At 54.6% G+C, this 23,109-nt stretch carries 16 protein-coding genes; 9 read left to right on the top strand and 7 right to left on the bottom strand.

Annotated elements, in window-relative coordinates; translation table 11 throughout:
- Positions 1–33 precede the first annotated feature (33 nt).
- From SH528x_RS02430 to SH528x_RS02440, 3 genes are all read left to right on the top strand, one after another.
- The gene (locus SH528x_RS02430; protein WP_442508945.1) at positions 34–1,422 is read left to right on the top strand and encodes a S41 family peptidase; all 1,389 of its coding nucleotides are present in this window, start codon (positions 34–36) and stop codon (positions 1,420–1,422) included.
- A 257-nt stretch (positions 1,423–1,679) separates the two neighbouring features.
- Entirely contained in the window at positions 1,680–2,438 is a 759-nt protein-coding gene (locus tag SH528x_RS02435) for a hypothetical protein (protein WP_442508946.1), read from the top strand.
- A gap of 66 nt (positions 2,439–2,504) precedes the next feature.
- Positions 2,505–3,215, top strand: a complete 711-nt coding sequence (locus SH528x_RS02440; RefSeq protein WP_442508947.1) for a class I SAM-dependent methyltransferase — start codon at positions 2,505–2,507, stop codon at positions 3,213–3,215.
- On the opposite strand, the gene SH528x_RS02445 is transcribed toward SH528x_RS02440, so the two are convergent.
- Positions 3,212–5,209, bottom strand: coding sequence for an ABC transporter ATP-binding protein (locus tag SH528x_RS02445; RefSeq protein ID WP_442508948.1), 1,998 nt, complete (start codon positions 5,207–5,209; stop codon positions 3,212–3,214). The genes SH528x_RS02440 and SH528x_RS02445 overlap by 4 nt on opposite strands.
- A 421-nt stretch (positions 5,210–5,630) precedes the next feature.
- Here SH528x_RS02445 and SH528x_RS02450 point away from each other — a divergent pair, with 421 nt between their 5' ends.
- Positions 5,631–6,377: a hypothetical protein gene (locus tag SH528x_RS02450; protein WP_442508949.1), complete on the top strand. Its 747-nt coding sequence runs from the start codon at positions 5,631–5,633 to the stop codon at positions 6,375–6,377.
- A gap of 59 nt (positions 6,378–6,436) precedes the next feature.
- Here the strand turns inward: SH528x_RS02450 and SH528x_RS02455 are convergent, their stop codons facing one another.
- A complete protein-coding gene (locus SH528x_RS02455; RefSeq protein ID WP_442508950.1) occupies positions 6,437–9,535 on the bottom strand; it encodes an error-prone DNA polymerase in 3,099 nt (1,032 codons plus the stop codon).
- A gap of 192 nt (positions 9,536–9,727) precedes the next feature.
- Between SH528x_RS02455 and SH528x_RS02460 the strand changes: the two genes are divergently transcribed.
- The gene (locus tag SH528x_RS02460; protein WP_442508951.1) at positions 9,728–10,159 is read left to right on the top strand and encodes an NINE protein; all 432 of its coding nucleotides are present in this window, start codon (positions 9,728–9,730) and stop codon (positions 10,157–10,159) included.
- A gap of 21 nt (positions 10,160–10,180) precedes the next feature.
- On the opposite strand, the gene SH528x_RS02465 is transcribed toward SH528x_RS02460, so the two are convergent.
- The gene (locus SH528x_RS02465) at positions 10,181–11,692 is read right to left on the bottom strand and encodes an NfeD family protein (protein ID WP_442508952.1); all 1,512 of its coding nucleotides are present in this window, start codon (positions 11,690–11,692) and stop codon (positions 10,181–10,183) included.
- An 81-nt stretch (positions 11,693–11,773) separates the two neighbouring features.
- Positions 11,774–13,369, bottom strand: coding sequence for a TrkH family potassium uptake protein (locus tag SH528x_RS02470; RefSeq protein WP_442512068.1), 1,596 nt, complete (start codon positions 13,367–13,369; stop codon positions 11,774–11,776).
- A gap of 598 nt (positions 13,370–13,967) precedes the next feature.
- Here SH528x_RS02470 and SH528x_RS02475 point away from each other — a divergent pair.
- The gene (locus SH528x_RS02475; RefSeq protein WP_442508953.1) at positions 13,968–14,717 is read left to right on the top strand and encodes an SOS response-associated peptidase; all 750 of its coding nucleotides are present in this window, start codon (positions 13,968–13,970) and stop codon (positions 14,715–14,717) included.
- A gap of 187 nt (positions 14,718–14,904) precedes the next feature.
- Here SH528x_RS02475 and SH528x_RS02480 read toward each other — a convergent pair whose 3' ends face one another.
- A complete protein-coding gene (locus tag SH528x_RS02480) occupies positions 14,905–15,930 on the bottom strand; it encodes a PP2C family protein-serine/threonine phosphatase (protein WP_442508954.1) in 1,026 nt (341 codons plus the stop codon).
- Positions 15,931–16,259: 329 nt separating this feature from the next.
- On the opposite strand from SH528x_RS02480, the gene SH528x_RS02485 reads away from it, so the two are divergent.
- Positions 16,260–16,751 (top strand): LURP-one-related/scramblase family protein, encoded by a 492-nt coding sequence (locus SH528x_RS02485; protein ID WP_442508955.1) that lies wholly within the window; start codon positions 16,260–16,262, stop codon positions 16,749–16,751.
- 251 nt (positions 16,752–17,002) lie between these two features.
- A complete protein-coding gene (locus tag SH528x_RS02490) occupies positions 17,003–18,544 on the top strand; it encodes a YifB family Mg chelatase-like AAA ATPase (protein ID WP_442508956.1) in 1,542 nt (513 codons plus the stop codon).
- Positions 18,545–19,242: 698 nt separating this feature from the next.
- Here SH528x_RS02490 and SH528x_RS02495 read toward each other — a convergent pair.
- Together SH528x_RS02495 and SH528x_RS02500 are read right to left on the bottom strand one after the other, a co-directional pair.
- A complete protein-coding gene (locus SH528x_RS02495) occupies positions 19,243–20,424 on the bottom strand; it encodes a sialidase family protein (RefSeq protein WP_442508957.1) in 1,182 nt (393 codons plus the stop codon).
- Between the two features lie 217 nt (positions 20,425–20,641).
- The gene (locus tag SH528x_RS02500; protein ID WP_442508958.1) at positions 20,642–21,523 is read right to left on the bottom strand and encodes a sugar phosphate isomerase/epimerase family protein; all 882 of its coding nucleotides are present in this window, start codon (positions 21,521–21,523) and stop codon (positions 20,642–20,644) included.
- 544 nt (positions 21,524–22,067) lie between these two features.
- Here SH528x_RS02500 and SH528x_RS02505 point away from each other — a divergent pair.
- A complete protein-coding gene (locus SH528x_RS02505; RefSeq protein WP_442508959.1) occupies positions 22,068–23,054 on the top strand; it encodes a nitrilase family protein in 987 nt (328 codons plus the stop codon).
- The last annotated feature ends 55 nt before the right edge of the window (positions 23,055–23,109 follow it).

The raw sequence follows: 23,109 nt of genomic DNA on the forward strand, positions 1-23,109 counted from the left end.
ATTGTTCGCTGATTCTCATTCGGCCTGGTTTGCATGCCTTCACGCAATCTCAATATCATTCTGTTGACGTTCTGTTTCTCGCTATTGTGTTTTTTGACCCATCGCCGTGCGAAGCCTGCGATGTTGGTCGGCGACGCATTGGATTTGATCAACAACCACTACGTCGACCCGATTGACGAAGAGACGTTATTGATCGCGGCGATGAACGGAATGACTTCGATTTTGGATCAGAATTGTGAATACATTCCGCTGGATGCCTACGCGTCGTTCCAAGACAGCATGAGTCAAGAGTTCGCCGGAATTGGGATTTATGTCGAGCAACCTGATCTGACCAAGCCCGTTCGCGTTGTCACACCGTTGGTGGGTTCACCGGCACTCCGAGCAGGCATGATGCCAGGGGACGAGATCGTCAAAATTGATGGCGAGGACGTCGCCAAGCTGAACTTGAAAGAGGTCAGTGCAAGGCTAAAAGGCCCGATCAACACCGTCGTTTACGTCGTCGTACGCCGAGACGACCAAGAGCTTTCCCTTTCGATTGACCGTTCGACGATCGAGCTCGAATCGGTGATTGGGGACTATCGTGACGCCAAAAATGAATGGGTGTACCGATTAGAGGACGATCCATCGATCGCCTACGTTCGGCTGACCAGCTTTGGCGAAAAGACCGAGGGCGAACTGAGGACGGTGTTGACCCAGTTGAATAACGATTTCCGCGGGTTGGTGCTCGATTTACGTGGCAATAGCGGTGGATTGTTGTACGCCGCAGTCGACATCTGCGACATGTTTCTGGAGCGTGGACGCATCGTTTCCACACGGATTCGTGGTGGCAAAGTCTACGACGAATTCGATGCCCAAGCGGGCACTTTGGTCAGCAACGACAAACCGGTCGCCGTCTTGATCGATGGAAATTCGGCAAGCGCCAGCGAGATTGTCGCGGCATGTTTGCAAGATCATCAGCGCGCCGTCGTGGTGGGAACACGGAGCTATGGAAAAGGTACCGTGCAAAACATATTGCCACTTCAATACGGACGCAGTGCGTTGCGATTAACCGTGGCGAGGTACTATCGCCCAAGTGGCAAGAATATTCATCGCGTCAAAGAGGCCAAGCCTGAAGACGAGTGGGGGGTTCGTCCCAACGACGAGATGGAAGTCAGTTTGGATGAAACCACACTGGAAAAATTGAGTAAGCGTTGGCGTGAAGCGTCCTACCCGAGCTTGGCGGCCTCGTCGGCCCTGCAACTGCACGTCGACGAACAGGCTTTGGAAAATGAATCCACGGAAAAGGAGGGGGGCGAAGGGGAAGAGTTGTCAGTCGGCGGATTGAGTCTCGATCCCGTATTGCGCCGGGCGGTGGAGGCGATTGATGCAGATCGAGCGATCGACGACGAACAGAACGACAATGTCGTTCCCGCAGCCGCCTAATTTTCAGTAATTTTCTTACCCGAGCGATAAAATGATTACAATCGGTGATGCCACTGTTTGGCCATACATGGCTCACAGGTCGGCCTTTTCTTAAAACGTTAATCGTTTGCCGCTGCATGTCACGAAAGAAAACGTTTGCCGGAGCTCGATGCGATAACTAGAGTTTGTAGAACGTAAAAGCCTTTGCGAGCAAAATGTTCGGTAAATACCTCACGATTAGCACAAATATCCACCCCTCCACACGGGGAGCACGCCCGATGAAAAAGACTCTACTCAGCGCGGTTCTGGTTGCCGCAGGCTCGTTTTGCCTGTTGGCCGATTCACCTTCGGCGAATGCCCAGAACGCGATCTTGTCCGAAATGTACGGGCGAGGAGTGCACTCCTACTATGCCGGCCGGTATGACGACGCAAGCAGATTCTTGACGATGGCCATTGATAATGGCATCAAGGATCCTCGCGCCTATTACTTTCGCGGTTTGGTCGCAAACTCGCAAGGAAACCCCTACGAAGCTGAGGCCGATTGGCGCCAGGGTGCTGAATTGGAAGCCCGTGTCGGCGGCAACGCCTCGATCGGTCGTTCGTTGGCCCGTTTCCAAGGCCAAGATCGATTGAAGTTGGAACAACTTCGCCAGACCGCTCGCTTGGAATTGATGGCACAAGCCGCCAATCGCTCTGAGCAACGCTACGGCGAAATCGATAAGGCGGCAGCCGCAGCGGCTCCAGCAGCTAAATCGACTGCTTCACGAAACGCGATCACCCCACCGCCAATTCCACCCACCGCCGAAAATCCATTCGCCGACGACATGGAATTTGCCGCTGGTGATCCGCAGCTCGAATCCAGCGATGCCTTCGCGGGTGCTGACAAAGGTGATGCCGCGTCTCCTGCAGCGATGGATGCTCCCGCGGACGGTGGCGACGGAGGCAATATCTTCGATACCGGAGGTGCTGCACCTGCCGACGATCCGTTTGGCGGAGGAGCGGCGATGGACGACCCGTTTGGCGGAGCAGGCTTCTAGAAAGCCGCGAATCACTTTTATCCCCGTCTTATGAAATGGGGATCGTGGTCATTTATCGCCAAAAACATGGACGATCCTGAACGCGACTATCGGGCTCGATTTGTATTCGATGTGTTAAAACGCAGCGGGCAAACCGAGTTCGATCGTCTGATTGACTTCGGCTGTGGCGATGGCAGCGTGATGAAAGCGTTGAGGATACTCGTCAACGCGAAGCAAGCTTTCGGGGTGGACGTCAATGCACCCGTTGACGAAGAAACCGAGCCAGACGCTGAGGTGGATTCGGTCCGTTACTGCAGAACCAATCTGTTGCAGTTCCAGCCAGCCGAACGGTTTGACTTGGTGATTTCGAACCAGGTTTTCGAGCATATCTATGAGCCCTGGCTTGGCGATTACTTCGCAGTCCTGAAAGACAGTTGCGAACCAGGCGGCACGATCGTGGTCAGCACGCCCAATCGCTGGCGACCGAAAAATATCATGCGGGCGTTAACACTTCGCTCACCGCACATGATGTGTGCCAATCCCGGTGTGCCACCCGAGGTGCATACCGGACATCATCGTGAATGCAGTTACCGCGAGCTGCGATCGATCTTCGCGGCTCACTTTCCCGAATCCCAGTGGCAGATCAAGATCGCACGTCCCACACCGAAAAAAATCGGGTCTTCTGCTCGCTGGTTCGTGAACTTAGCGATTTATTACAGTTTGTGGTTGGCTTGGCGTCCGGCGTGTGTTTCGGCATCCCAAGACCATTACGTGGTCGTGCGTCATTGCAATGCTTAAGCAGCCTGGCGTTGTTCGCTGCCACACAGACTCTGGTAGAAACGATTGCGGGTGATCAATTCTTCGTGGCGTCCCGAGTCGGAAATCTGTCCCGCTTCGATGACCACGATTCGGTCTGCCATCGACAAACTGGTGGGACGATGCGTGATCATCACTCCGGTGCGGTCGACCAAGAACTTGGCCAACGCTTGATGAATCAACTGCTCGCTTTCCAGATCGATCTGGCTTGTCGCTTCGTCAAGAATCAAGATATCGGGATTCCGCAAAAAGGCACGGGCTAACGCAAGCCGTTGCATCTGGCCACCCGAGAGCCGAGTCCCATTGCTGCCAAGTTTTGTTTGATAACCATCGGGCGTTTTCCGCAGGATAAATTCGTCGGCAAAAGCCATCTTCGCCGCTCGAACTACCGCATGCGTATCCGCGCCAGGCGTACCATAGCGAATATTGTTTTCGATCGTGTCGTCAAACAAGATCGTGCGCTGAGTCACCAACGCAATTCTGCGGCGTAGATCACGGGTTTTCATCTCGTGGATCGGCGTGTCATCCAAAAGCACTTGACCGCTTTGCGGATCGTCGAATCGGCACAACAGATTCACAATCGTGCTTTTGCCGCTTCCGTTCGGGCCGACCACCGCAATCGTTTCCCCGTGGCGGATCGTCAAGTCGACTCCACGCAACACGGTTGGTCCGGAGGTGTATTGGTAGACCACATTTTCAAGTCGAATCTCGCGATGCGGTCGCGCCGTGGTTAGGTAGTTTTCAGGTTCTGCAACTCGGATCGGTTGATCGATGATCTCATAAACACGATCCGTCGCTGCGATACCACGCTGCAAACCACTCCATACATCCGACAACTTCTTAGCCGGATCTGAGGCACCGATCAAAAAGCCAAAGAACATCAAGATCTCGCCGACTTCCAATGGCACCGTACTCATCGGGATCCCAAACAAGTTGGTTTGTTGATTGACCACCAAATAGCCACCCGCCAGGATCGCGAGTCCCACCACGGTCATGCCCAGCATTTCGCTGCTACTGCGAGCCAGAGTGTTGTAGAACGCCATCTTCATCGATTTGCGATAGTACGCACGGATGCCGCGATCAAACTTGGCACGTTCAAACCCCTGCGTATTAAAGGCTTTGACCACCCGAATGCCCGCAAACGAATCGTTCAGCATTCCGTACAACTGGCTCATCTCTTCCATCGCCCGGCGGCTGGCCCGACGAATTGCTCGGCTGAGGTGATGCATCACGAGTGCCACTAGCGGCGTGACGATCATCACGAACAAGAGTAACCGCCAGCAAACGAACATCGCGCCGCCTAAACAGACCGCCATTTTCAGTGGCTCGCGAACCAAACGTCCCAATAGTGCGGTGATCCCAGCGGAGACATGGGCGATATCGTTGGTCAGACGCGATGTCAAATCGGCCGAACCGTTCTCGCCAAACGAGTCGAGATCCAATCGCAACGCTTTGCGAAAGAACAACGCACGAAGGTCCACCGATGCCGATTCAGCGACATATTGGACCAACATTAGATTAATTAATAAAGCGACCAGTTTGATTGCCGTTCCGCCTACCAAGATGGCAACGATCAGCATCAACGTGGCGTAGGAACCGCGAGGAGCATAGGCATCGATCGTCGGTTTTGCCCAACGCAGATATTTGCTCGACTCCGCGATCGCAGTCCTGGTCGCGGTGGCTGTCTCGATCTGTAGCCGCAGGTTTTTGGCCGCATTTTCGTTGGCAGTCGCTAGATTTGCCGACAATTGGTTGATTTCGGCATCGAGTTCGTTGAGCCGAGCGTCGGTCTGGTTGATTTGCTTTTCGGCGTACCCCGGCAAACTGTCGCCTTTAAAGACGACTTCGACCAAAGGGTACAGCGTGCCGATATTGGCCCCCCACAGGACAGCGATCAACATCGATGTCAATACGATCCCGGTGATCGACCATTTACGACGCAGTGCGATGCGAAGCGCGCGACCAAAATTTCTCATCGTTGTTCGTCGTCCCTGACGAGTAGATCCGTCTAATATCTGCGAAAATCAGCAAGTTGAAGCGAGACTTGTAAACCAGAAGTGTCGGCTCGGCTAGACGAATTCATTGCTAGCACAGGCCTCACGCCGACGATCCGTGATTCTCGCCCACAGTCACCATCGTGCAAAAGCGACGCAAATTGCCGTTTCTTCTCGTTCCTTGCTTCACTCGATGACGTCTTGGAGCGAGTGAACAGGGCAAGCTAAAAAATTTGGACTTTTTGCCTAAGCTTGCAAAACCGTCCACCGACCACGGGCGTAGACACACTACCGCTTTGTCACGACGAGCGTTTCGCGACTTGCTAATCCATTCCGTATGCGGAGCGAATCATTCCTCGTCGGAACGGATCCCCTTTCCCCCCTGTATGAGTTCTCTTGCAAGATGCCGACTGACGCTGAGATGAAACCGATCGTTCCAATGATGGGCGCCGAAGGAGGATTTGAGGAGGACGAGTCCGTTCCACCGCTACGAATCTCAGGTTTTTTGTGCCTGTTGTTTGGCCTGCTGAGTGCGTTGGGAATCATCGGCTATCCGATGCTTGCCGCCGCAGTGATCGCGATTGCCCTGGGCTTGGTTGCCCTGCGGCCTTGGGAAAGACAAAAACCTGTCGGCGTGACTCCCGCCCGGATCGGGTTGGTGCTTGCGGTGGCCTTCGGGTCGTGCGGATATCTGGTTCACACGATGAAATCCCGCACCCTCGGCCAGCAAGCCGAATACTTTGCCCGCCAATATCTTGATGTGGCCGCGAAAGGGGAATTTGCCATCGCAATGGAGCTGAAAAAGGAGCCCGTCAATCGCTTGCCCTTGCACATGCCACTGATGGATCACTATCAGTCAAGCGAAGACAGCATGAAGGCTCTGGAGGAATTTGAGGCTGACGGAATCAACCAGCAGTTGACCGACGTCGGGCCAGGCGTCCAATGGGAACTCGGAGAGCCGGTTCGTGTCTTTCAGTACTATGGGATGCAACAAGCCGAGCTGCTGTTTCTGAATCCGAACAGCAATCAAGATCCCAAGAAAATTTACATGTTGATGAAATACGACATCGATCCTCAAGGCGTAGGCCAATGGCGAGTCGATCAATGTCGCCCCTACATGAAGCGTCTGGTCGCCGAAAGCATCCTGTAATGTGGGATAGGCTTCCAGCCTGTCATCGTCCGCAACACAGGTATCAAGCCTCTCATCCCCTAGCGAAAATCTCTCGAACGCTGATCCAACTGAGGCGACTCGTTGGCCAAGTCGGAAATGCGACCGACGATCACATGGATCACTCCTTTGCGATTTTCTAATTTGCCGTCGACGAGCCATAGATTGCTTGCTTGAGCAATCCGAAAGAAACGCTTCCAAACCGCAGCGTAAAAAACGAGGTTTACCGATCCTGATTCATCTTCGATTGTGACAAACGTGATCCCTTTGGCGGTTCCCGGTCGTTGACGCATCAAGACGAGTCCCGCAACTCGAACGTGACGTCCGTCCCGCAGCGTCTTCAGTTCGCTGGCACACACGCACCGCTGCTTGTTCAGTTCGTTTCGCATGAACGAGACCGGATGAGCCTTTAAACTCATGCCGGTAGTACTGTAATCCGCGTGCACCTCTTCTTGAGGTGTCATCGGAATCAATTCCTCGGGGATCAATTCTTCGTCGTTCTGTTCGTCATCGAACAACGGCCGCGACTGGGGTTTCTTTTCTTCGGCCAACGATTGCCAGATTGCACCCCGCCGATCACCCGCGATTGACTCAAACGCATCGGCATCCGCCAACGTGGCGACCACCGAGTTCGATATCTTGGTGCGATGCACCAGTTCCGCGATACTGCGAAACGGGCCGTTGCGTTCCCGTTCGCCAAGGATCGCATCGGCGGCCGCGGCGGGAAAACCACGCACCATCTGCATCCCCAAACGGATGGCAGGTTGCGTTCGGTTGGCATCTGGGTGCAGCGTCGACTCCCAATCACTTTGGTTAATATCGACCGGCAGCGTCCGCACACCATGCTGTTTCGCATCGGCGACCAATTGTGCGGGCGCGTAAAATCCCATCGGCTGACTGTTCAGCAGCGCCGCGCAGAATGCAGCCGGATAGTGCCGTTTCAAATAACACGATGCGTAGACCAATAAAGCAAAACTGGCCGCGTGCGATTCAGGAAACCCATATTCGCCGAACCCTCGAATTTGGTTGAACACGTGCTCGGCAAACTCGCCCGTTAATCCATGAGCCTTCATCCCCTCGAGCAACTTCACTCGAAAGCGATCGATCACACCGGGGCGCCGCCACGCCGCCATCGCACGTCGCAACTGATCCGCCTCGCCCGGGGTGAACCCCGCCGCGACCACCGCCAACCGCATCGCTTGCTCTTGAAAGATCGGTACCCCGAGTGTTTTCTCTAACACACCACGAATCGCTTCGCTGGGATATACGACCGCTTGCGGATTCTCGCGAGCTTGCAAAAACGGATGCACCATGTTGCCTTGGATCGGTCCCGGACGCACGATCGCAACCTCGACCACCAGATCGTAGTAGCATCGCGGTTTTAATCGCGGCAGCATGCTCATCTGAGCTCGACTTTCGATCTGAAACACGCCCACCGTATCGGCGGCACAAATCATGTCGTAGGTCGGTTTGTCATCGGCGGGAATATTAGAAAGCGACAACTCACGCCCATGATGCTCACTAACCAATTCAAACGCCCGGCGTATCGCTGACAACATGCCCAGCGCCAGCACATCGACTTTCAAAATTCCCAAATCATCCAGATCATCCTTGTTCCACTGGATCACCGTGCGACCTTCCATTGCCGCGTTTTCGATCGGGCACAGTTCACACAAATCGCCTTGTGTGATCACCATCCCGCCGACGTGCTGTGACAAATGGCGAGGAGATCCGACAAGCGATTGAACCAGATAGACAAACCGCTGCCCCATTTCGGAATCGGGATCCAGTCCACCGCCGCGACATCGCTCGGCAAAGTCAGTCGCACCGTCACGCCCGCTCGCGAACTTGGCTAACGAATCGACCACATCCGGCGACATCCCCAACGCCTTGCCCACTTCGCGAATCGCACTGCGAGTCCGGTACGAGGTTACCGTGGCGGTCAAACCGGCACGATGACGACCGTACTTTTCATACAAGTACTGCAACACTTCTTCGCGACGTTGATGCTCGAAATCGACATCGATATCGGGTGCCTCGTTTCGCTCGCGGCTAATAAATCGCTCGAACAACAAATCGGTTTGACTGGGGTCCACGTTCGTGATGCCCAGGCAATAACACACGGTCGAGTTGGCTGCCGAACCACGCCCCTGACATAAAATGTTTCGCTCGCGAGCAAAACGGACCATGTCCCAAACGGTCAAAAAATAGGCTTCGTATTGCAGTTCGCGAATCAATTCCACCTCGTGACGGATCAACTCGATCACTTTGGCGGGAACACCGCCCGGCCATCGCTGCTTGGCCCCCTCCCAAGTCAAACGCCTCAAATGGTCGATTGGTGTCATCCCGTCGGGGGCAAGCTCGACCGGATACTCGTAGCGAAGTTCGTCGAGTGAAAACGTGCACTGCTGAGCAATTTCGATCGTGCGTGCGATTGCATCCGGAGCGTCACGATACAAGTCGGCGATCTCCGCAAGCGAACGCATGCCATGTTGGCTGTTCGCGAATCGCTCGCGATGAACATGATCGATGGTCGTTCCATGACGGATCGCCGTCACACAATCATGCAACAACATCCGCGGGGCACAGTGATAATGCACATCCCCGGCCGCTACCAACGGCACATCATTTTTCAGCGCAAATTCACGCAGTTTTTCTGCCTTGCCGCGATCATCGACGCCACGGTGCAATTCCAGAAACATGTAGCGGCGACCGCCAAAGACATCTCGAAATGACGTTCGCAAAAATTTCCCATTACATGCGTCCGTCGGAATCACGGCGGCGATCATCCCTTCGCTGGCCGCCGCGATATCGTCCCAGGCAAGTTCACATTGCCCTTTTTCGCACCGCATCCGGCCTAACGAAATCAGCCGACACAATCGGCCGTACGCTGCTCGATTGGTGGGCCAAACGACCATCGGCGGCGCATCGGTCGGATGTAGTTCGCTGCCCACGATGTACTGAATCCCGGCCTCTTTCGCAGGAGTGTGCCCGCGAACGATTCCCGCCAGAGACGATTCGTCGGTGATGGCGATTCCGCTGTAGCCCAATTCACTGGCTTGCTCGACAAGTTCGTCTGGATGGGATGCCCCCTTCAAGAACGAAAAATTGCTTTTGCAGTGCAGTTCAACGTACTGCATCGTGCCCACCCCAACGGAAAACGTCAGCCCAGTCGAGCGATCGGGCGAGTAGAAGCCTCAATAAATTCGCGAATTGGACCGTCATTTGCAAAGATTTGAATACAGCGAACGAATAGTGATTTTGCCGACCCAGCGGCCTGAAACGCCTTAAAAAACCTCAAACCCCATTGATTCAAAATGGAACCGGCACCGATGACGGCCCCAAACGCCAATTCCGACCCCCTCAGCAATGAAGCCGATGTCTCGCACCCAGTGCTGGTGGGGTATTTGTTCTGGATCCTTGGCTTTGTCGGCGCCCACCGCTTCTATTTTGGCAAACCGCTGACCGGAATTCTGTGGTTTTTCACCGGCGGTCTCCTGCTGGTCGGCTGGATCGTCGACGTCTTTTTTATTCCCGCGATGGCAGACGAGGCAAACCAAAGATACCCCAATGGCCGCATCGATTACACCGTGACTTGGGTGCTTCTGACATTCTTAGGCCTGTTCGGCATCCACCGCTTCTATATGGGCAAGATCGGCACAGGCATCATTTACCTGGTGACCGGCGGGCTATTTGGGATTGGCTATGCCTACGATATCTGCACACTGAACGAGCAAGTCGAAGAGCTGAACCGATTTGGCTAACGCACAAGCCAAGTCCACGACTTAGGCCACCGGACGTACGATCACCTTGGCACCTTGTTTGCCGATCACACGCACTTGGGTGCCGGGATCGACAAAGTCCCCCTCGGTGACGACATCGACGGTGAAATCGTCGACCATGACCCGCCCGCCTGGCCGCAGCGCCGAGACTGCTTCACCGACACTGCCCACTTCGACGCGTTGCCAACCGGGCAGCGATGTGGCCGCCATTCCGGCGTTTGCTCCGCCACCTTCTAACGCAACCGTCGGCTTTAGCGTCAATCGGCTCAGCCCCGGGATCTCGCTCAGATATTGTGCCAGCACCAGCAACGCGATCAGAAAGGCGACAAAGGCTCCGACCACCGTCAACACATCCATGCCGAGAGCAGCCATCTCTTCGCTGCTGTGAGGCAAAAAGAAGCGTCGCGATGCCATCACTAGCGACCCGAGCGACAACACAATACCGCTGATCCCCGCGACTCCGAAACCGGGAATCACAAACACTTCGGCTGCGATAAACAGCAAGCCGATGACAAACAATGTCACTTCCAGCCAACCGGCAGTGCCCCCCAAAAAGCGACTCCAGAAAAACAGGCCAAAACACAACAACGAGGTCAATCCACCGATCCCTAACCCCGGAGCACTCAGTTCGATCACCAAAGCGGTCAATCCGATCACGATCAACAGGAACGTGACAAAGCCGGAATTCAGAATCAGCACCAGCGTATCGACCCAGGTTCGCTCGAGCGTCGGAATTGGTTCCTGTAAATTCAGCGTCGAAGCCAACTCGGTGCGACTAGACACCGTTTGATCGATCAGCCCAAGCTCGGCGGCGCGACGGCCATTGGCGGTAAAGAACATCTCTTTGCCCGCTTCGCGAACGGGCGGCCCCTTATCCCAAGCATCTTGATTCTCAAGTGCTACCCATTCTTTGTCCGAAAAATAGCGAACCGAACCGTCCTCTTTGTTCGTTGCTTTAAACACGACCATATCTTTGTCGGTCATCTTTTCGGCCAAAGCGATGGGCCGGCCGGTGGCTTCGGCAGTATCACGCACCTTTTGCGCCAACACACTGCGGCTCTTCGCTTCGGTGTAGCGGTACGCCCCATCGGCTCCCATCACGATTTCGCCAGCGTCTCCGATACGAGCATCGGGCAGCATGATGATTTTGTCACAGGAGAGTGCAAACAGGGCCGCGCCGCTGATCGCATCTTTTTCGACGAAAGCGACGGTTTCGACATCTTTGGCGTCAAGCACCATGTCCATCAATTCGAACGTGACTTGCGTAAATCCACCGGGGCTGTGGATATCAAAAATCACGACATCCACGCCTGAATCGACCGCATCACGAAACTTTCGCTCCAATAACGCGGCGCTTAACGGGTGAATCATTTCGTGCAGCGGAATGATCACCGCTTTTCGCGGCGAAACCTGACGATCCAGCTCGACCTTGGCGACGTCTTGGCTCCACGCTGCCACGGGCGATAGCAGCAAGGCAGCTAGGCAAATTGTGATGAAAGTTGGTAAACCACGCATTTTGCGTTCCCAGAACAATGATCTCGTAAAACAATCGCCTTTCAATTCTAACAGACGATACTTACGAGGCTCGTTTCCAGATCAAATGCGGCGCCAAAAACTGGGAAAGATCAAAACCAGTACACTGAAAACCTCAACACGCCCGAGCATCATCAGCCAAACAAACAGGAATTTCGCCTGCTGACTAAATCCGGCGTAGTTCTGCGTGGCTCCCACCACCCCCAACCCAGGACCGATGTTGTTGAGGGTTGCCGCCACCGCACTGGCCGAATCGAGCAATTTTTCGTCCAACGTCCCCTCGTTCATCAGCGATGCTGCCTTGCTTTTTGATAGCGGCGGTTGGCCATTTCCGATCGATTCCGCTTCGGCCTCGGCCAACTCGGCGACCGACATGGCCCCCCAAGTCCCGCTTGGCTCGAACGTGATCAAAAACAGCCACGAGAAAACGAAGATCGCCAAAATCATCGAAAAGTAAACCACGATTCCGTGTGCCAAGTGAGGATCATCGACCGGAGATCCACCGACGCGAATGGGGCGAACCACACGAGGACGATGGGCTCTTTCGATCTCCAGACGCAGGATTTTATAGAACAACACGTGACGAATCACTTTCATTCCGCCCCCCGTGCTGCCGGCACATCCACCGACAAACATCAGTAACAACAAGATGCCTCGGCCGAAATTATTCCACTGATCAAAATCCGCCGTTCCATAACCGGTCGTCGTAATGATCGATACGACTTGGAACAACCCGTTGCGGACCGATTCACTAAACGTGCCAAACCCCACATCACTTGCACGCATCCCGAAGAACACAATGCAAATGGCAACACCAGCGATGATGCCGACAAAGGTACGGAATTCGATATCGCGAAGCAGTCGCCGCGGTCCATCAAAAATCGACAGATACAACAGCGTAAAGTTGGTCCCGGCGAGCACCATAAAAATGATCGTTGTGTACTCGATCGTGGCACTTTCAAAACGCCCAAGACTGCGGTTGTAAGTACTGAAGCCGCCCGTCGCCATCGTGCCAAACGCATGGCACAGAGCATCGAACACCGACATTCCCTCGATCGCATAGATCACCGTCAAAATCGCGTTCAGCGCAATATAGATCGCCGCGAACACCAGCGCCGTATGCTGCATCCGCGGCATACTGCCTTCTTTGGTGGGCCCCGGCATCTCGGCTCGCATCATTGCCTTGCCCGCCGATCCTTGGCCTAGAATCGCGACAAACAAAACGACAATCCCTAGCCCGCCTAAGAAGTGGGTCCACGAACGCCAAAACAAAATACAGTGCGGTACGCTGGCGGGCGTTTCCAGATCAGTGATCACCGTCGCCCCGGTCGTACTGAAGCCCGACTGGGACTCGAACATCGCTTCGATAAACGTGATCGGACGATCGGGCGCGATCTCAGTTCCACTCAAATAATAAGGCAGCGCTCCAAGCACCGTCGCCAATACCCAGCTGAGTCCGACGATTGCCATCGCCTCTTTCTGATACAGCGGACCGCCGCGATGACGTCGACCGATCACCAGCAAGACGGCTCCCACGATCATGCTAACTGCGGTTCCCAGCAACAGCCCCTTGGCACCTTCCATCTCGAACGCTTCCGCCGCAGGCAGATGGGTTCGGTGCGCAAATGCCGGAAAGGCAAATGGCAAACAGAAACTCATCGAGCCGCCGATGAGCAAACAGATTGTGCCGAGCACGCGAAACAGGAGCGGATAGTTCAAAGCACGTCGGTCGATAGCGAAGGGAGAAGTGGAGACCTTTTCAGTGCACACAGCTTACCCCGACTTCACCAAGTATCGTAGAGTCCTTCGCGAACGAAGTCGGAGCGTCACCCGCAATTCGAATGCTCGACCCAAAACACCCAAAAACGGGGTTTCGATAGCAATTCACACTCAATTCTGCCCCAATCCCATCCCTTCCCGATACCGAACGCTGTGAAGCATTTCTGGTAGCTACCTTCGCCAGAAGGTGGTGATTCGTATTTGGACGGCAACCATCCACGCTCTGGCGAGCGTAGCTACAAAACGTAAATCCCGTAATTTTCCGCCTCTAAATGCTTCACAGCGTTGCCCGATACCGCTCTGCTTTTTATGCCCCATAATTATTGATATGGCTCGCAAATCCACGTGAACTCCATTTAGAGTATCCGAAAAGGGGTCTGACCCTCTCCGGCGAGGCAAAACTCAACAAAAACGACTCGCTTCCAAAGGGTCAGACCCCTTTTCGGATACTCTCTTATTGCCTGATGGAAACGAATGTATGTGCGGTCGATTTACTCTACGAACCTCGCTGGCCGATCTACGCCAATTATTCCTCCCGCAAGATGAACCCGAATGTTTTTCGGCGGAGCTGCAGTCAGCGCTGGGCAAACCTCGCTACAACATCGCACCGACACAATCCGTCGCGGTGCTTCGCCAGCTCGACGGAAATGCTCCCGAATTTGCCGCGATGCGATGGGGCTTTGTTCCCAGCTGGGCCGACGATGTCGCCATCGGAGCTCGCATGATTAATGCACGCAGTGAAACGATTGACGAGAAACGATCGTTTAAAAATGCATTTCAAAATCAGCGATGCCTGATTCCCGCGGATGGTTATTTCGAGTGGCAAAAATCGGCCGCGGCAAAGCAACCCTACTTTTTGCACCAACCCAATGATGCTCCTTTTGCGATGGCCGGGCTCTGGGAACTCAATACAAAAGCAGCAGACGACTCATCACCGATTGTTTCGTTCACCGTGATCACGACGGCGGCCAACTCGGTCACAGGCAAAGTTCACGATCGGATGCCTGTGATTCTGGATAACAAGGATTTTGATGCCTGGCTTGACCCAAGGTTTCACGATACCTCGTCGCTGAAAAAACATCTGAACGCCGCAGCCGATGACTTTTTCGAAATCACTGCCGTGTCACGGCATGTCAACCACGTCCGCAACGATGACCCAGGCTGCATTGAACCTGTCATCCCTAAATCTGAAGGGGCAAAGACAACTCAGGCGACACTGTTCGATTGATAAGCAGTTAGGCAGGAGTCATTGGGTAAAATCCCGTTAGCCGTTTGGGCGCTAGCCCCGGTTCAGCGCCGGAACCGTGGCTAGCGCCAAAACGGCCAATTTGCTGAAAGACTCCTGGCTAACTGCTTAGCCACATGTTCGATTGAAAACCATATCCGTCGCGGGCTTAGAACTGGGACTAGACTTTTCAGCTTTTCCCGTCGGCCGACTCATCCACCGTCGTGTCGAACTGGCTTAGCGTGCTCAACGTCCCGTCATCAATTTCGATGGATCCATACGTTTCTTCCGTCATTGTTTCATCCACCAATGTCGTCGCCCCCGTACTCTTGTGTTGATGCGTCAACATCCGTGAAACAATCACAGTGATATTGTCTTCGCCGCCTCCTTTGTTTGCGACGCGAATTAATTCCTGGCAAATCGATTGCGAGTCCTCTCCCTCACAGACCATCAACGCCAATAGATCGTCGCTGACATAGCGATGCAGTCCATCGCTGCACAACACCACCGTATCTCCCAACTGCAACTCGACTTTTTCGACTTGAGCGACCAAGCTGCCTTCGAGTTGTCCGCCCAGGACGTTCCAGAGCACATTGCTCCAACGACTTTCGGATTCTTCTTCGGGTTTCAAGTCGCCCGCATCCACCATGCGGCGTGCCAGCGTGTGGTCGAGCGTCAATCGCTGGGTCCCCCCGTCGCGAACCAGGTAACAACGGCTGTCGCCCGCATGCAAGACCGACAAGTAAGGCCAAACGATTTCAGCCATCGTCAACGTGGTCCCCATCCCAAACTGCTCAGGATTGTTTTCCGCTTCTTCCAGTATTCGGAGGTGAGTATCACGGAGAATCTCCTGCATCGATTTTGTGTGCTCAATCCCGTTCCAGGTATCCGAATCAACCATCGGTCGCTCCTGGTCTACCAATCGTTGAGAAAGATATTGGACGGCTAACTCGCTTGCCCGCTCCCCCGCTGCATGTCCGCCCATACCATCGGCGACGATCAGTATTTCGCTCTGCGAGTCACCAAGGAATATTTGCCCCTGTTCACTGGATAAACTTGTCGCTGTTGAACAGATGCTTGAGCGACGACTCCCCACCAGGAATTGATCTTGGTTGGTCTCTCGCGTTCTGCCCAAATCGGTCAAGCCGCAGGTATCAATGGTGACGTCACGTTCCCGAGAGGGACGGGGAATAGGACCACTGTTAGAAGCATTCATGTCGTTTGCTGCTCATCAGGCAAGATTACTCAGGTCACACTTTTACGTGGAGCCTGGCGACAAGCCCCCTTCTAAGCTACCAAAATGCGGAGAGTCTGTCGCTAATCCAACCGATGCGGACGTTCGTTCCGCAACGCTATATACCAAAAGTGGATACGATGGCAGCAGTCTCGGGCAGAAAGCATGCCCCAAACTGATTTCGAATCGCCTAGTCTGCACAGAAACGTCGCCGATTTCCGCGCCCCGAACGCTCGACATCGATGCCTGCTAATAACACGCGGCCATCAAATCGAGTGAGTGGCCATCGCATTTTTAATTTCGGAGCATACATGATCTTTCGCATCAAAGAAAAGTTTTGGGCCTGGGGCAACGACTTTACGGTCACGGATGCCGATGGAAACTCGCGGTACAACATCGATGGCAAGGCGTTTTCGTGGGGCGACAAACTTTCCTTCCAAGACGTTGGCGGCAACGAGTTAGCATTCATCAGCCAAAAACTGCTCTCATGGAAACCCACTTACCAGATCCTTATTGACGGTCGTGTCTTTGCCGAAGTCAAGAAGGAGTGGACTTGGTTTAACAAGCAGTTCACGCTCGATGTTCCCGGTCCCAACGACTACACGATCGACGGATCGTTTTGGTCACATGAATTTACATTCGAGCGAAGCGGCCGGACCGTGGCAACGGTTAGCAAGAAGCTCTGGTCATGGACCGACAGCTACGGCGTGAACATCGTCGATGGTGAAGACGAAGTCGCCGTGCTCTGTGCCTGCATCGTGATCGACCAAGTCTTGCACGATGAATCCAAACGCAACGATTGATTGCCTCAAACGCCGTCTCAGACGAATGGCGAGGAATTTCGCTCCTTTTCGTAGCGAAAGTCGCGGAGACTCTCGGACTTGGACGTTGAAGGCCGAAACTCTTCACCGCGGCGTTGGCGAGATCCGGTATGATGGAGCGGGGACGATCGATACGCCGGCGAAACAAGGGACTTCGCTGGCAATGAGCCTGGCAAACAGGGCAACTCAAGTTCGATCGACCGTACTTTTCTTCTGTGAAAACCGAGGCTCTCATGCTCGCGCGTCTGAAAACGTTCACGCTGCTAGGGATCGAGGCGATGCCGGTCGATGTCGAAGTCGACATCTCGCCCGCCGCGATGCCCAAGACGATCTTGGTGGGATTGCCCGACGCTGCAGTCAAAGAGAGCACTCATCGCGTCGAACGCGCGATCGTCAACAGTGGTTTCGTTCGGCCTCAAGACCGAGTCGTGATCAACTTGGCCCCAGGTGATCTGCCGAAACAAGCGGCCTCGTTCGATTTGCCCGTCGCGCTCGGCGTGCTTGCCGGCAGCGGTCAATTGTCGCTCGATCGACTCGAAGATTACGCCGTCGTCGGTGAACTCGCGCTCGAAGGGTTGACACGGCCGATCCGAGGTGCCCTTTCGATCGCAATCGAAGCCTCAAAGAATACGAATTTGAAAGGCCTAGTCGTTCCTGCAGAAAATGCACACGAGGCGGCGGTCGTTGATGGCATCGAAGTGATTCCGGTATGCAGCTTGTCACAAGCGGTCGCCTTTTTTGCAGGCGAGCTCGAGATTGATCCGGTTCCAAGCTGTGTCAATCAATTGTTCGAAGAGTTCAGTACCTACGAAGTGGACTTTGGTGACGTCCGCGGGCAAGAATCGGCCAAACGAGCGATGACGCTGGCCGCCGCTGGCAATCACAACCTAATCATGGTCGGGCCTCCGGGCAGCGGCAAAACGATGCTGGCCAAACGGATGCCTACGATCCTGCCGCGACTGACGGCTCCCGAATCGATCGCCACGACGCGCATCTACAGTGCATTGGGGCAGCTGCCAGCCGGGCAACCGTTGTTGGCGTGTCGTCCGTTTCGAAGTCCCCATCATACGATCAGCGATGCGGGACTGGTTGGCGGTGGAAGTCCTCCATCGCCGGGTGAAATCAGTAAGGCTCACAACGGGATTTTATTCTTGGACGAACTTCCTGAATTCAACCGCAAGACGCTCGAGGTGATGCGTCAACCGCTTGAGGACGGCGTCGTCACGATCTCGCGTGCACTCCGCAGCACCACGTTCCCGGCAAACTTTATGTTGATCGCGGCGGCCAACCCCTGTCCTTGCGGTTACCGCAGCGATCCACGTCGAACGTGCAACTGTTTGCCGACTCAGATCGAAAAATATATGGGCAAAATTTCGGGCCCACTGATGGATCGCATCGACATCCATATTGAAGTTCCGGCGGTGCCGTTTGATGAGCTTTCTTCGCCCTCAGGCGGTGGCACCACCAGTGCCCAGATGCGAGCGGATGTCGTGAAAGCTCGCGAGGGACAACTGGCCCGGTTTGGCAACGGAGCGGTTCAATACAATGCACAAATGAGCAGCCGCCAGGTGCGTCAATTCTGCAAACTGAACAAGCCGTGCCAGCACATGTTGCGGCATAGTGTTGAGGAGATGGGTTTATCGGCGCGAGCTCACGACAAGATTTTGCGAGTGGCAAGAACGATCGCCGACGTTGCCGGCGACGAATCGATCGACGAAACGCACCTCGCCGAAGCGATCGGCTACCGCAGCCTGGACCGCGACTTTTGGAGCTAACCCATTGTCGCTCGGCTTTCCAAGCCGATTTGCGTCCGGACAAAAGACAGTCACCTTCCATTTCCGCCGTGTTAGTATGGAGTTAAGAGATTTAGGGTAGTGGAACCTCTTTCCGCCCGAGCTTGTCTCGGCGGACACAACGACTCGATTCGTGGATCCCGCCGGGGCAAGCCCGCGACGGAGATCGATTGCGGAAAAAGGTTTCATTGGTAGCTGTCAGTTGCCCGCTCCGCCTGGACAAGCCAGACGGAAGGGAAAATATACTGGCGTGTGTAGGCTTATCTTCCGGATTAGTCCCTCGTTACCTCGCACCAGACGCAGTGAAACTACTGATTTAGTACAACATCACGGCTCTTGATTTAGCCGTTTGGATCGACGCCGTGAAGCGTTTCATAGCGGAACTCGTCAAGAGTTTCGGGGAGCATTCACCAATCGAACGAAAGTCTTGACGACTTCAGCTACGCTAAATTAGCACAAGCTCAATAAGAAAAATGCTTCACAGCGTTACGTTTGGATGGTGACGAAACCGTGGCTAGTGCCGAAACGGCTAACTAAAACAGCAGTCTTGAAGTTGGTGGAGAAAAGCAACACCAACACCAACGATTGAACTCATCCAGGTGAAACCGAATGGGAACGTGGGCGTTCGGTGTTTTCTCGTTAATGCCAACAGAAGATCAATCGCTGGGAATCGCTCAGGATTACTCCAGAGCATTGGCCAGGGCATTGGCCAGGGCGTCGAGTTCGATTCGAGTGACGTGCGATTCGGCGAGGCCATTGTTCTCCTTGCGGTCTCCGGCGCAGTGGCCTAGCAGCATTGCGTCTTCGGTAAACTCGATCGCGGTGTAACAGTACCATCCGTCGGGATTGTCAAACAACGTGATCGATTGACGCCAAGTTTTGCCTTCGTCGTCGCTGGCCGCGAGCGATAGCGGAGTGCGTTTTCCTCGCAATTCTGCTGTAATGGCCGTGTGGTCATTCCACACGCATACCAACCGATTACTGCCGGGAATACGCTCGATTGTGGCGGGTGACGTGGGGGACAGAAGTGTCGATGGGACGAGTGGCGACCAAGTTTCACCGCCATCGGCTGAATGGCTGATCTGTTGACTGCCAGCGTCCGAGCGTACGAACATCATCACGCGACCATCACGAAGTTCAACCACGCCAGGCTCTTGTGCGAGACGCCGTTTGCCGCTGTTCGGGTCAAGAGTTTCCAAGATGGTCATGCTCGGACGCCACGTGCTGCCCGCATCATCGCTGAGATAACACAGCACACGACCGGCCCAGTCGGGCTTTTCCCATTCCGGCGAATTGTGCAGTGCCATCGGCATGACCAATCGTCCACCCTTCAGCTGTATCACGCGATCGTTGTTCAATACATAGTAGCCAACCTCGGAATCGGGAATGATCGTCTGCGGTGGACTCCAACTCGCCGCTTCATCACTGCTGAAGCGAACCACAGGCCGACAATCCTGGAGCGACTCTTTGCTCAGATAGAACATCGCAATGCGTCCATCGGCCAGTCGCAGCAGCGATACGGACATGATGTTGAACCCCGCCTCATTATCCAAAATGCGAGTATCCGCAGCGTCCCACGTCTTGCCTCCGTCGGCAGAATAGCGTCCGGCGAGATGGGCCGAGGCGTGATCATCGCCGCCACCGGTGAAATGCGTATAAACAAACAGCACACGACCATCTTTGAGCTGGATAAAGTCGCCTTCGCTGTTTCGCGGATTACCTGAGGTCGGCGGCAACCGCAGGGTGACCGCAGAACTCAAGGCCGCTTCGTCGGCAAACACGGGCTTCGCGTTTGACACGAACGCCAACAACAGGATCGATCCGAGAGCCAGAAATAACAACACAGGGTGGAAGCAACGCATGGTGGGAACCTCGTTTAAAAAGAGATTTTGGGGCGGGATGGGGAGATGGGAGATGGGAGATGGAGAGATGGAGAGATGGAGAGATGGAGAGATGGAGAGATGGAGAGATGGAGAGATGGAGAGATGGAGAGATGGAGAGATGGAGGGAGTTTAGACACGTCTCGGTGAACGCCTTCACTGGTTCCCAGGCTCCTGCCTGGCGAGCGAGTGCTGAAGTTTACTCGTTTTTCGGCTGCATTGCTTTCCATGCGTCCATCGATCGACGCAAATTCTCTCGCTGATCTCCCTTGATCCCGTACGCTTGCAGCCCGATGGGGCCTTTATGATCAATTGCGTGCAGTGTCTCGACCAACCGCCCAACATCATACGAGCCGCTGCCAAGCGGTTGAATCAAACGAGCCCAGCCCATGCTGCGTGTATCCCCTCGGTCGGCTCCATTGAGCGTGACAAAGGAGAGTCGCGACACACTACGAGCAAGCAGTTCGCTTGGGTCACGATCGCCTTCGACTTTCAACCAATGGCAAAGATTGAACGTAATGCCTACGTCGTTGCGATCGAGTTTGTCAGCTAATCGAATCGCATCTTCAAACCGTTGCATCCAATAGTTGGTGTGAGGATACAGCGACACGGATACGTCGCGAGTCGCAGCATATTCGGCGATCTCACGGAGCTTTGAAACCGCGACGTCGTCCCCATCGGTGGATGACAACTCAACCGGTTGCCCTTCCCTTCGGACTTCTGAAACCGCGATCCATAGTGCCGAATCGTGTCCCCGAAGTGAATCGATGCAATCGCGAAGCGAATCGGACAACGCCGGCGATTGGTCGTCAAACTTGAGCACCCAATAAACATTGAACAATCTAAGATCGTTCTGTTTAAGCGTCTCGGCCATTTCACCCGCACCTTGAGGGCTGCCGCCAAGCCCCTTGTAACCCAGCTCATTTAGTACGCCGGCGACCTCCGCCGGAGTCCCCGAAATACCGGTGTCCATCGCGAAAAATGGGTTTTCGGCAGGGCAGACCACGGCAACAACCAGAGCCGAAACGATTGTGATGTGCATCGCAAACAGACGAAACCATGGTTTTGCTCGAAACGTCATCGCGTTACTAATCCAAGTCGGGTAAATAAGGTGAGGAAAGGCCAGACGGCTTGATTCTAGTCCCATTTTTCCAGCGTGACATTGTCGCTCGGCTTTCCAAGCCGTTCGCGTGTACTCCCAACAGACGACTTCCCTCGTCATCGGCAACTTCGGGTAAAATGCCGCAGATCGTTCCCCGTGACGAGCAACGCGTTAGAGGATTTCGTAGCGAAACTCGTCAAGAGTTTCGGGGGCATTCGCCAATTGAACGAAAGTCTTGACGGCTTGTTAATTTAATCCAAATGCAAATCGCAACGGTGAGCCGAGGGCCGTAAGGCACCGGGTAGTGCCTCAGACCTGGCCGCTTACGCGTCACGGCTCACTAAATCAACAAGCTGTTGACGACTTCCGCTACGCTAAATTTACACAAACCCTACAGGAAAAAATGCTTCACAGCGTTGCGTGGTGAGGCTTCAATCTTCAAGTTCTTTCCGCTGCCGTGCCGGAACTCCGCTCTGCTACGGTCCGGCCTACATCTACATCCCTCCTGTCTCACTCAAGTCAAATGCCAACATCAGACGCTACCCCAGTAGACCTACGGACGCTTCGTGTTGCTTCGGTTCAATTCGAAGCAGCAGCGGCGGACAAGGAAGCTAACTTTGCAAAGATCGATGCATTTCTTCGCCAGGCCGCTGAGCAAAATGTGCGACTCGTCGTGTTTCCGGAATGTTGCATCACCGGGTATTGGTTCATTCGCAATCTGTCGCTTGAGCAACTCGGCGAACTCGCGGAACCGATCCCAAATGGCCCTAGCACTCAGCGATTGGTCGGCTTGGCACGCCAATACGGGATCAGCATCGGTGCGGGGCTCGTCGAAGTCAGCGAGAGTGGCGAGTTCTACAATAGTTATGTCGTCGCATTGCCCGATGGAACAGTCCACTGTCACCGCAAACTGCAGGCGTTTGAGCACACCGCGATCCGCAGTGGTACGGAGTACACCGTGTTCGATCTGCCCGATGGATTTCGCGTCGGTGTCTTAATCTGTTACGACTGCAACCTGATCGAAAACGTCCGCATCACGGCACTTCGAGGTGCGGAAGTTTTGCTGGCTCCTCACCAGACCGGAGCGGTACGCAGCAAGAACCCGCACTTGATGGGAATCATCGACCGGCAGTTATGGGACAACCGGCATGCGGATCCCGAGGCGATCGAAAAAGAGTTTCGTGGCGACAAGGGACGAGGGTGGCTGATGCGTTGGTTGCCCAGTCGCGCTCATGACAACGGCATCTTTTTGATCTTCAGTAACGGCGTGGGGGTCGATGATGACGAAATCCGTACCGGCAACGCAATGGTCTTGGATCCTTACGGCCGCGTGCTTGCGGAAACATGGAAAGCGGACGACGCAATGGTGATCGCCGACCTGGACGCTGGTCTGCTTGCGGATGCCACAGGCCGCAGCTGGATCCGTGCTCGTCGCCCCGAGCTCTATACGCCGTTGACTGTGCCGACGGGGTTGGAGCGGGATACGCGGGAGATGAAGTTTGAGGAGTGAGGGAAGGGGAAAGTGAGGAGTTGGGAGTTGGGAGTTGGGAGGGGCGAACCGAGCG

It is taken from the genome of Novipirellula methanifontis (genome assembly GCF_052161655.1).
Lineage (GTDB): Bacteria > Planctomycetota > Planctomycetia > Pirellulales > Pirellulaceae > Novipirellula.

Bases quoted from the DNA above. Each gene is read 5' to 3' on its own strand.
- SH528x_RS02455 (WP_442508950.1), bottom strand. From the start codon at position 9,535: ATGCAGTACGTTGAACTGCACTGCAAAAGCAATTTTTCGTTCTTGAAG.
- SH528x_RS02440 (WP_442508947.1), top strand. From the start codon at position 2,505: ATGGACGATCCTGAACGCGACTATCGGGCTCGATTTGTATTCGATGTG.
- SH528x_RS02480 (WP_442508954.1), bottom strand. From the start codon at position 15,930: ATGAATGCTTCTAACAGTGGTCCTATTCCCCGTCCCTCTCGGGAACGT.
- SH528x_RS02450 (WP_442508949.1), top strand. From the start codon at position 5,631: ATGCCGACTGACGCTGAGATGAAACCGATCGTTCCAATGATGGGCGCC.
- SH528x_RS02505 (WP_442508959.1), top strand. From the start codon at position 22,068: ATGCCAACATCAGACGCTACCCCAGTAGACCTACGGACGCTTCGTGTT.
- SH528x_RS02500 (WP_442508958.1), bottom strand. From the start codon at position 21,523: ATGACGTTTCGAGCAAAACCATGGTTTCGTCTGTTTGCGATGCACATC.
- SH528x_RS02475 (WP_442508953.1), top strand. From the start codon at position 13,968: ATGTGCGGTCGATTTACTCTACGAACCTCGCTGGCCGATCTACGCCAA.
- SH528x_RS02445 (WP_442508948.1), bottom strand. From the start codon at position 5,209: ATGAGAAATTTTGGTCGCGCGCTTCGCATCGCACTGCGTCGTAAATGG.
- SH528x_RS02465 (WP_442508952.1), bottom strand. From the start codon at position 11,692: ATGCGTGGTTTACCAACTTTCATCACAATTTGCCTAGCTGCCTTGCTG.
- SH528x_RS02495 (WP_442508957.1), bottom strand. From the start codon at position 20,424: ATGCGTTGCTTCCACCCTGTGTTGTTATTTCTGGCTCTCGGATCGATC.
- SH528x_RS02470 (WP_442512068.1), bottom strand. From the start codon at position 13,369: ATGAGTTTCTGTTTGCCATTTGCCTTTCCGGCATTTGCGCACCGAACC.
- SH528x_RS02485 (WP_442508955.1), top strand. From the start codon at position 16,260: ATGATCTTTCGCATCAAAGAAAAGTTTTGGGCCTGGGGCAACGACTTT.
- SH528x_RS02435 (WP_442508946.1), top strand. From the start codon at position 1,680: ATGAAAAAGACTCTACTCAGCGCGGTTCTGGTTGCCGCAGGCTCGTTT.
- SH528x_RS02430 (WP_442508945.1), top strand. From the start codon at position 34: ATGCCTTCACGCAATCTCAATATCATTCTGTTGACGTTCTGTTTCTCG.
- SH528x_RS02490 (WP_442508956.1), top strand. From the start codon at position 17,003: ATGCTCGCGCGTCTGAAAACGTTCACGCTGCTAGGGATCGAGGCGATG.
- SH528x_RS02460 (WP_442508951.1), top strand. From the start codon at position 9,728: ATGACGGCCCCAAACGCCAATTCCGACCCCCTCAGCAATGAAGCCGAT.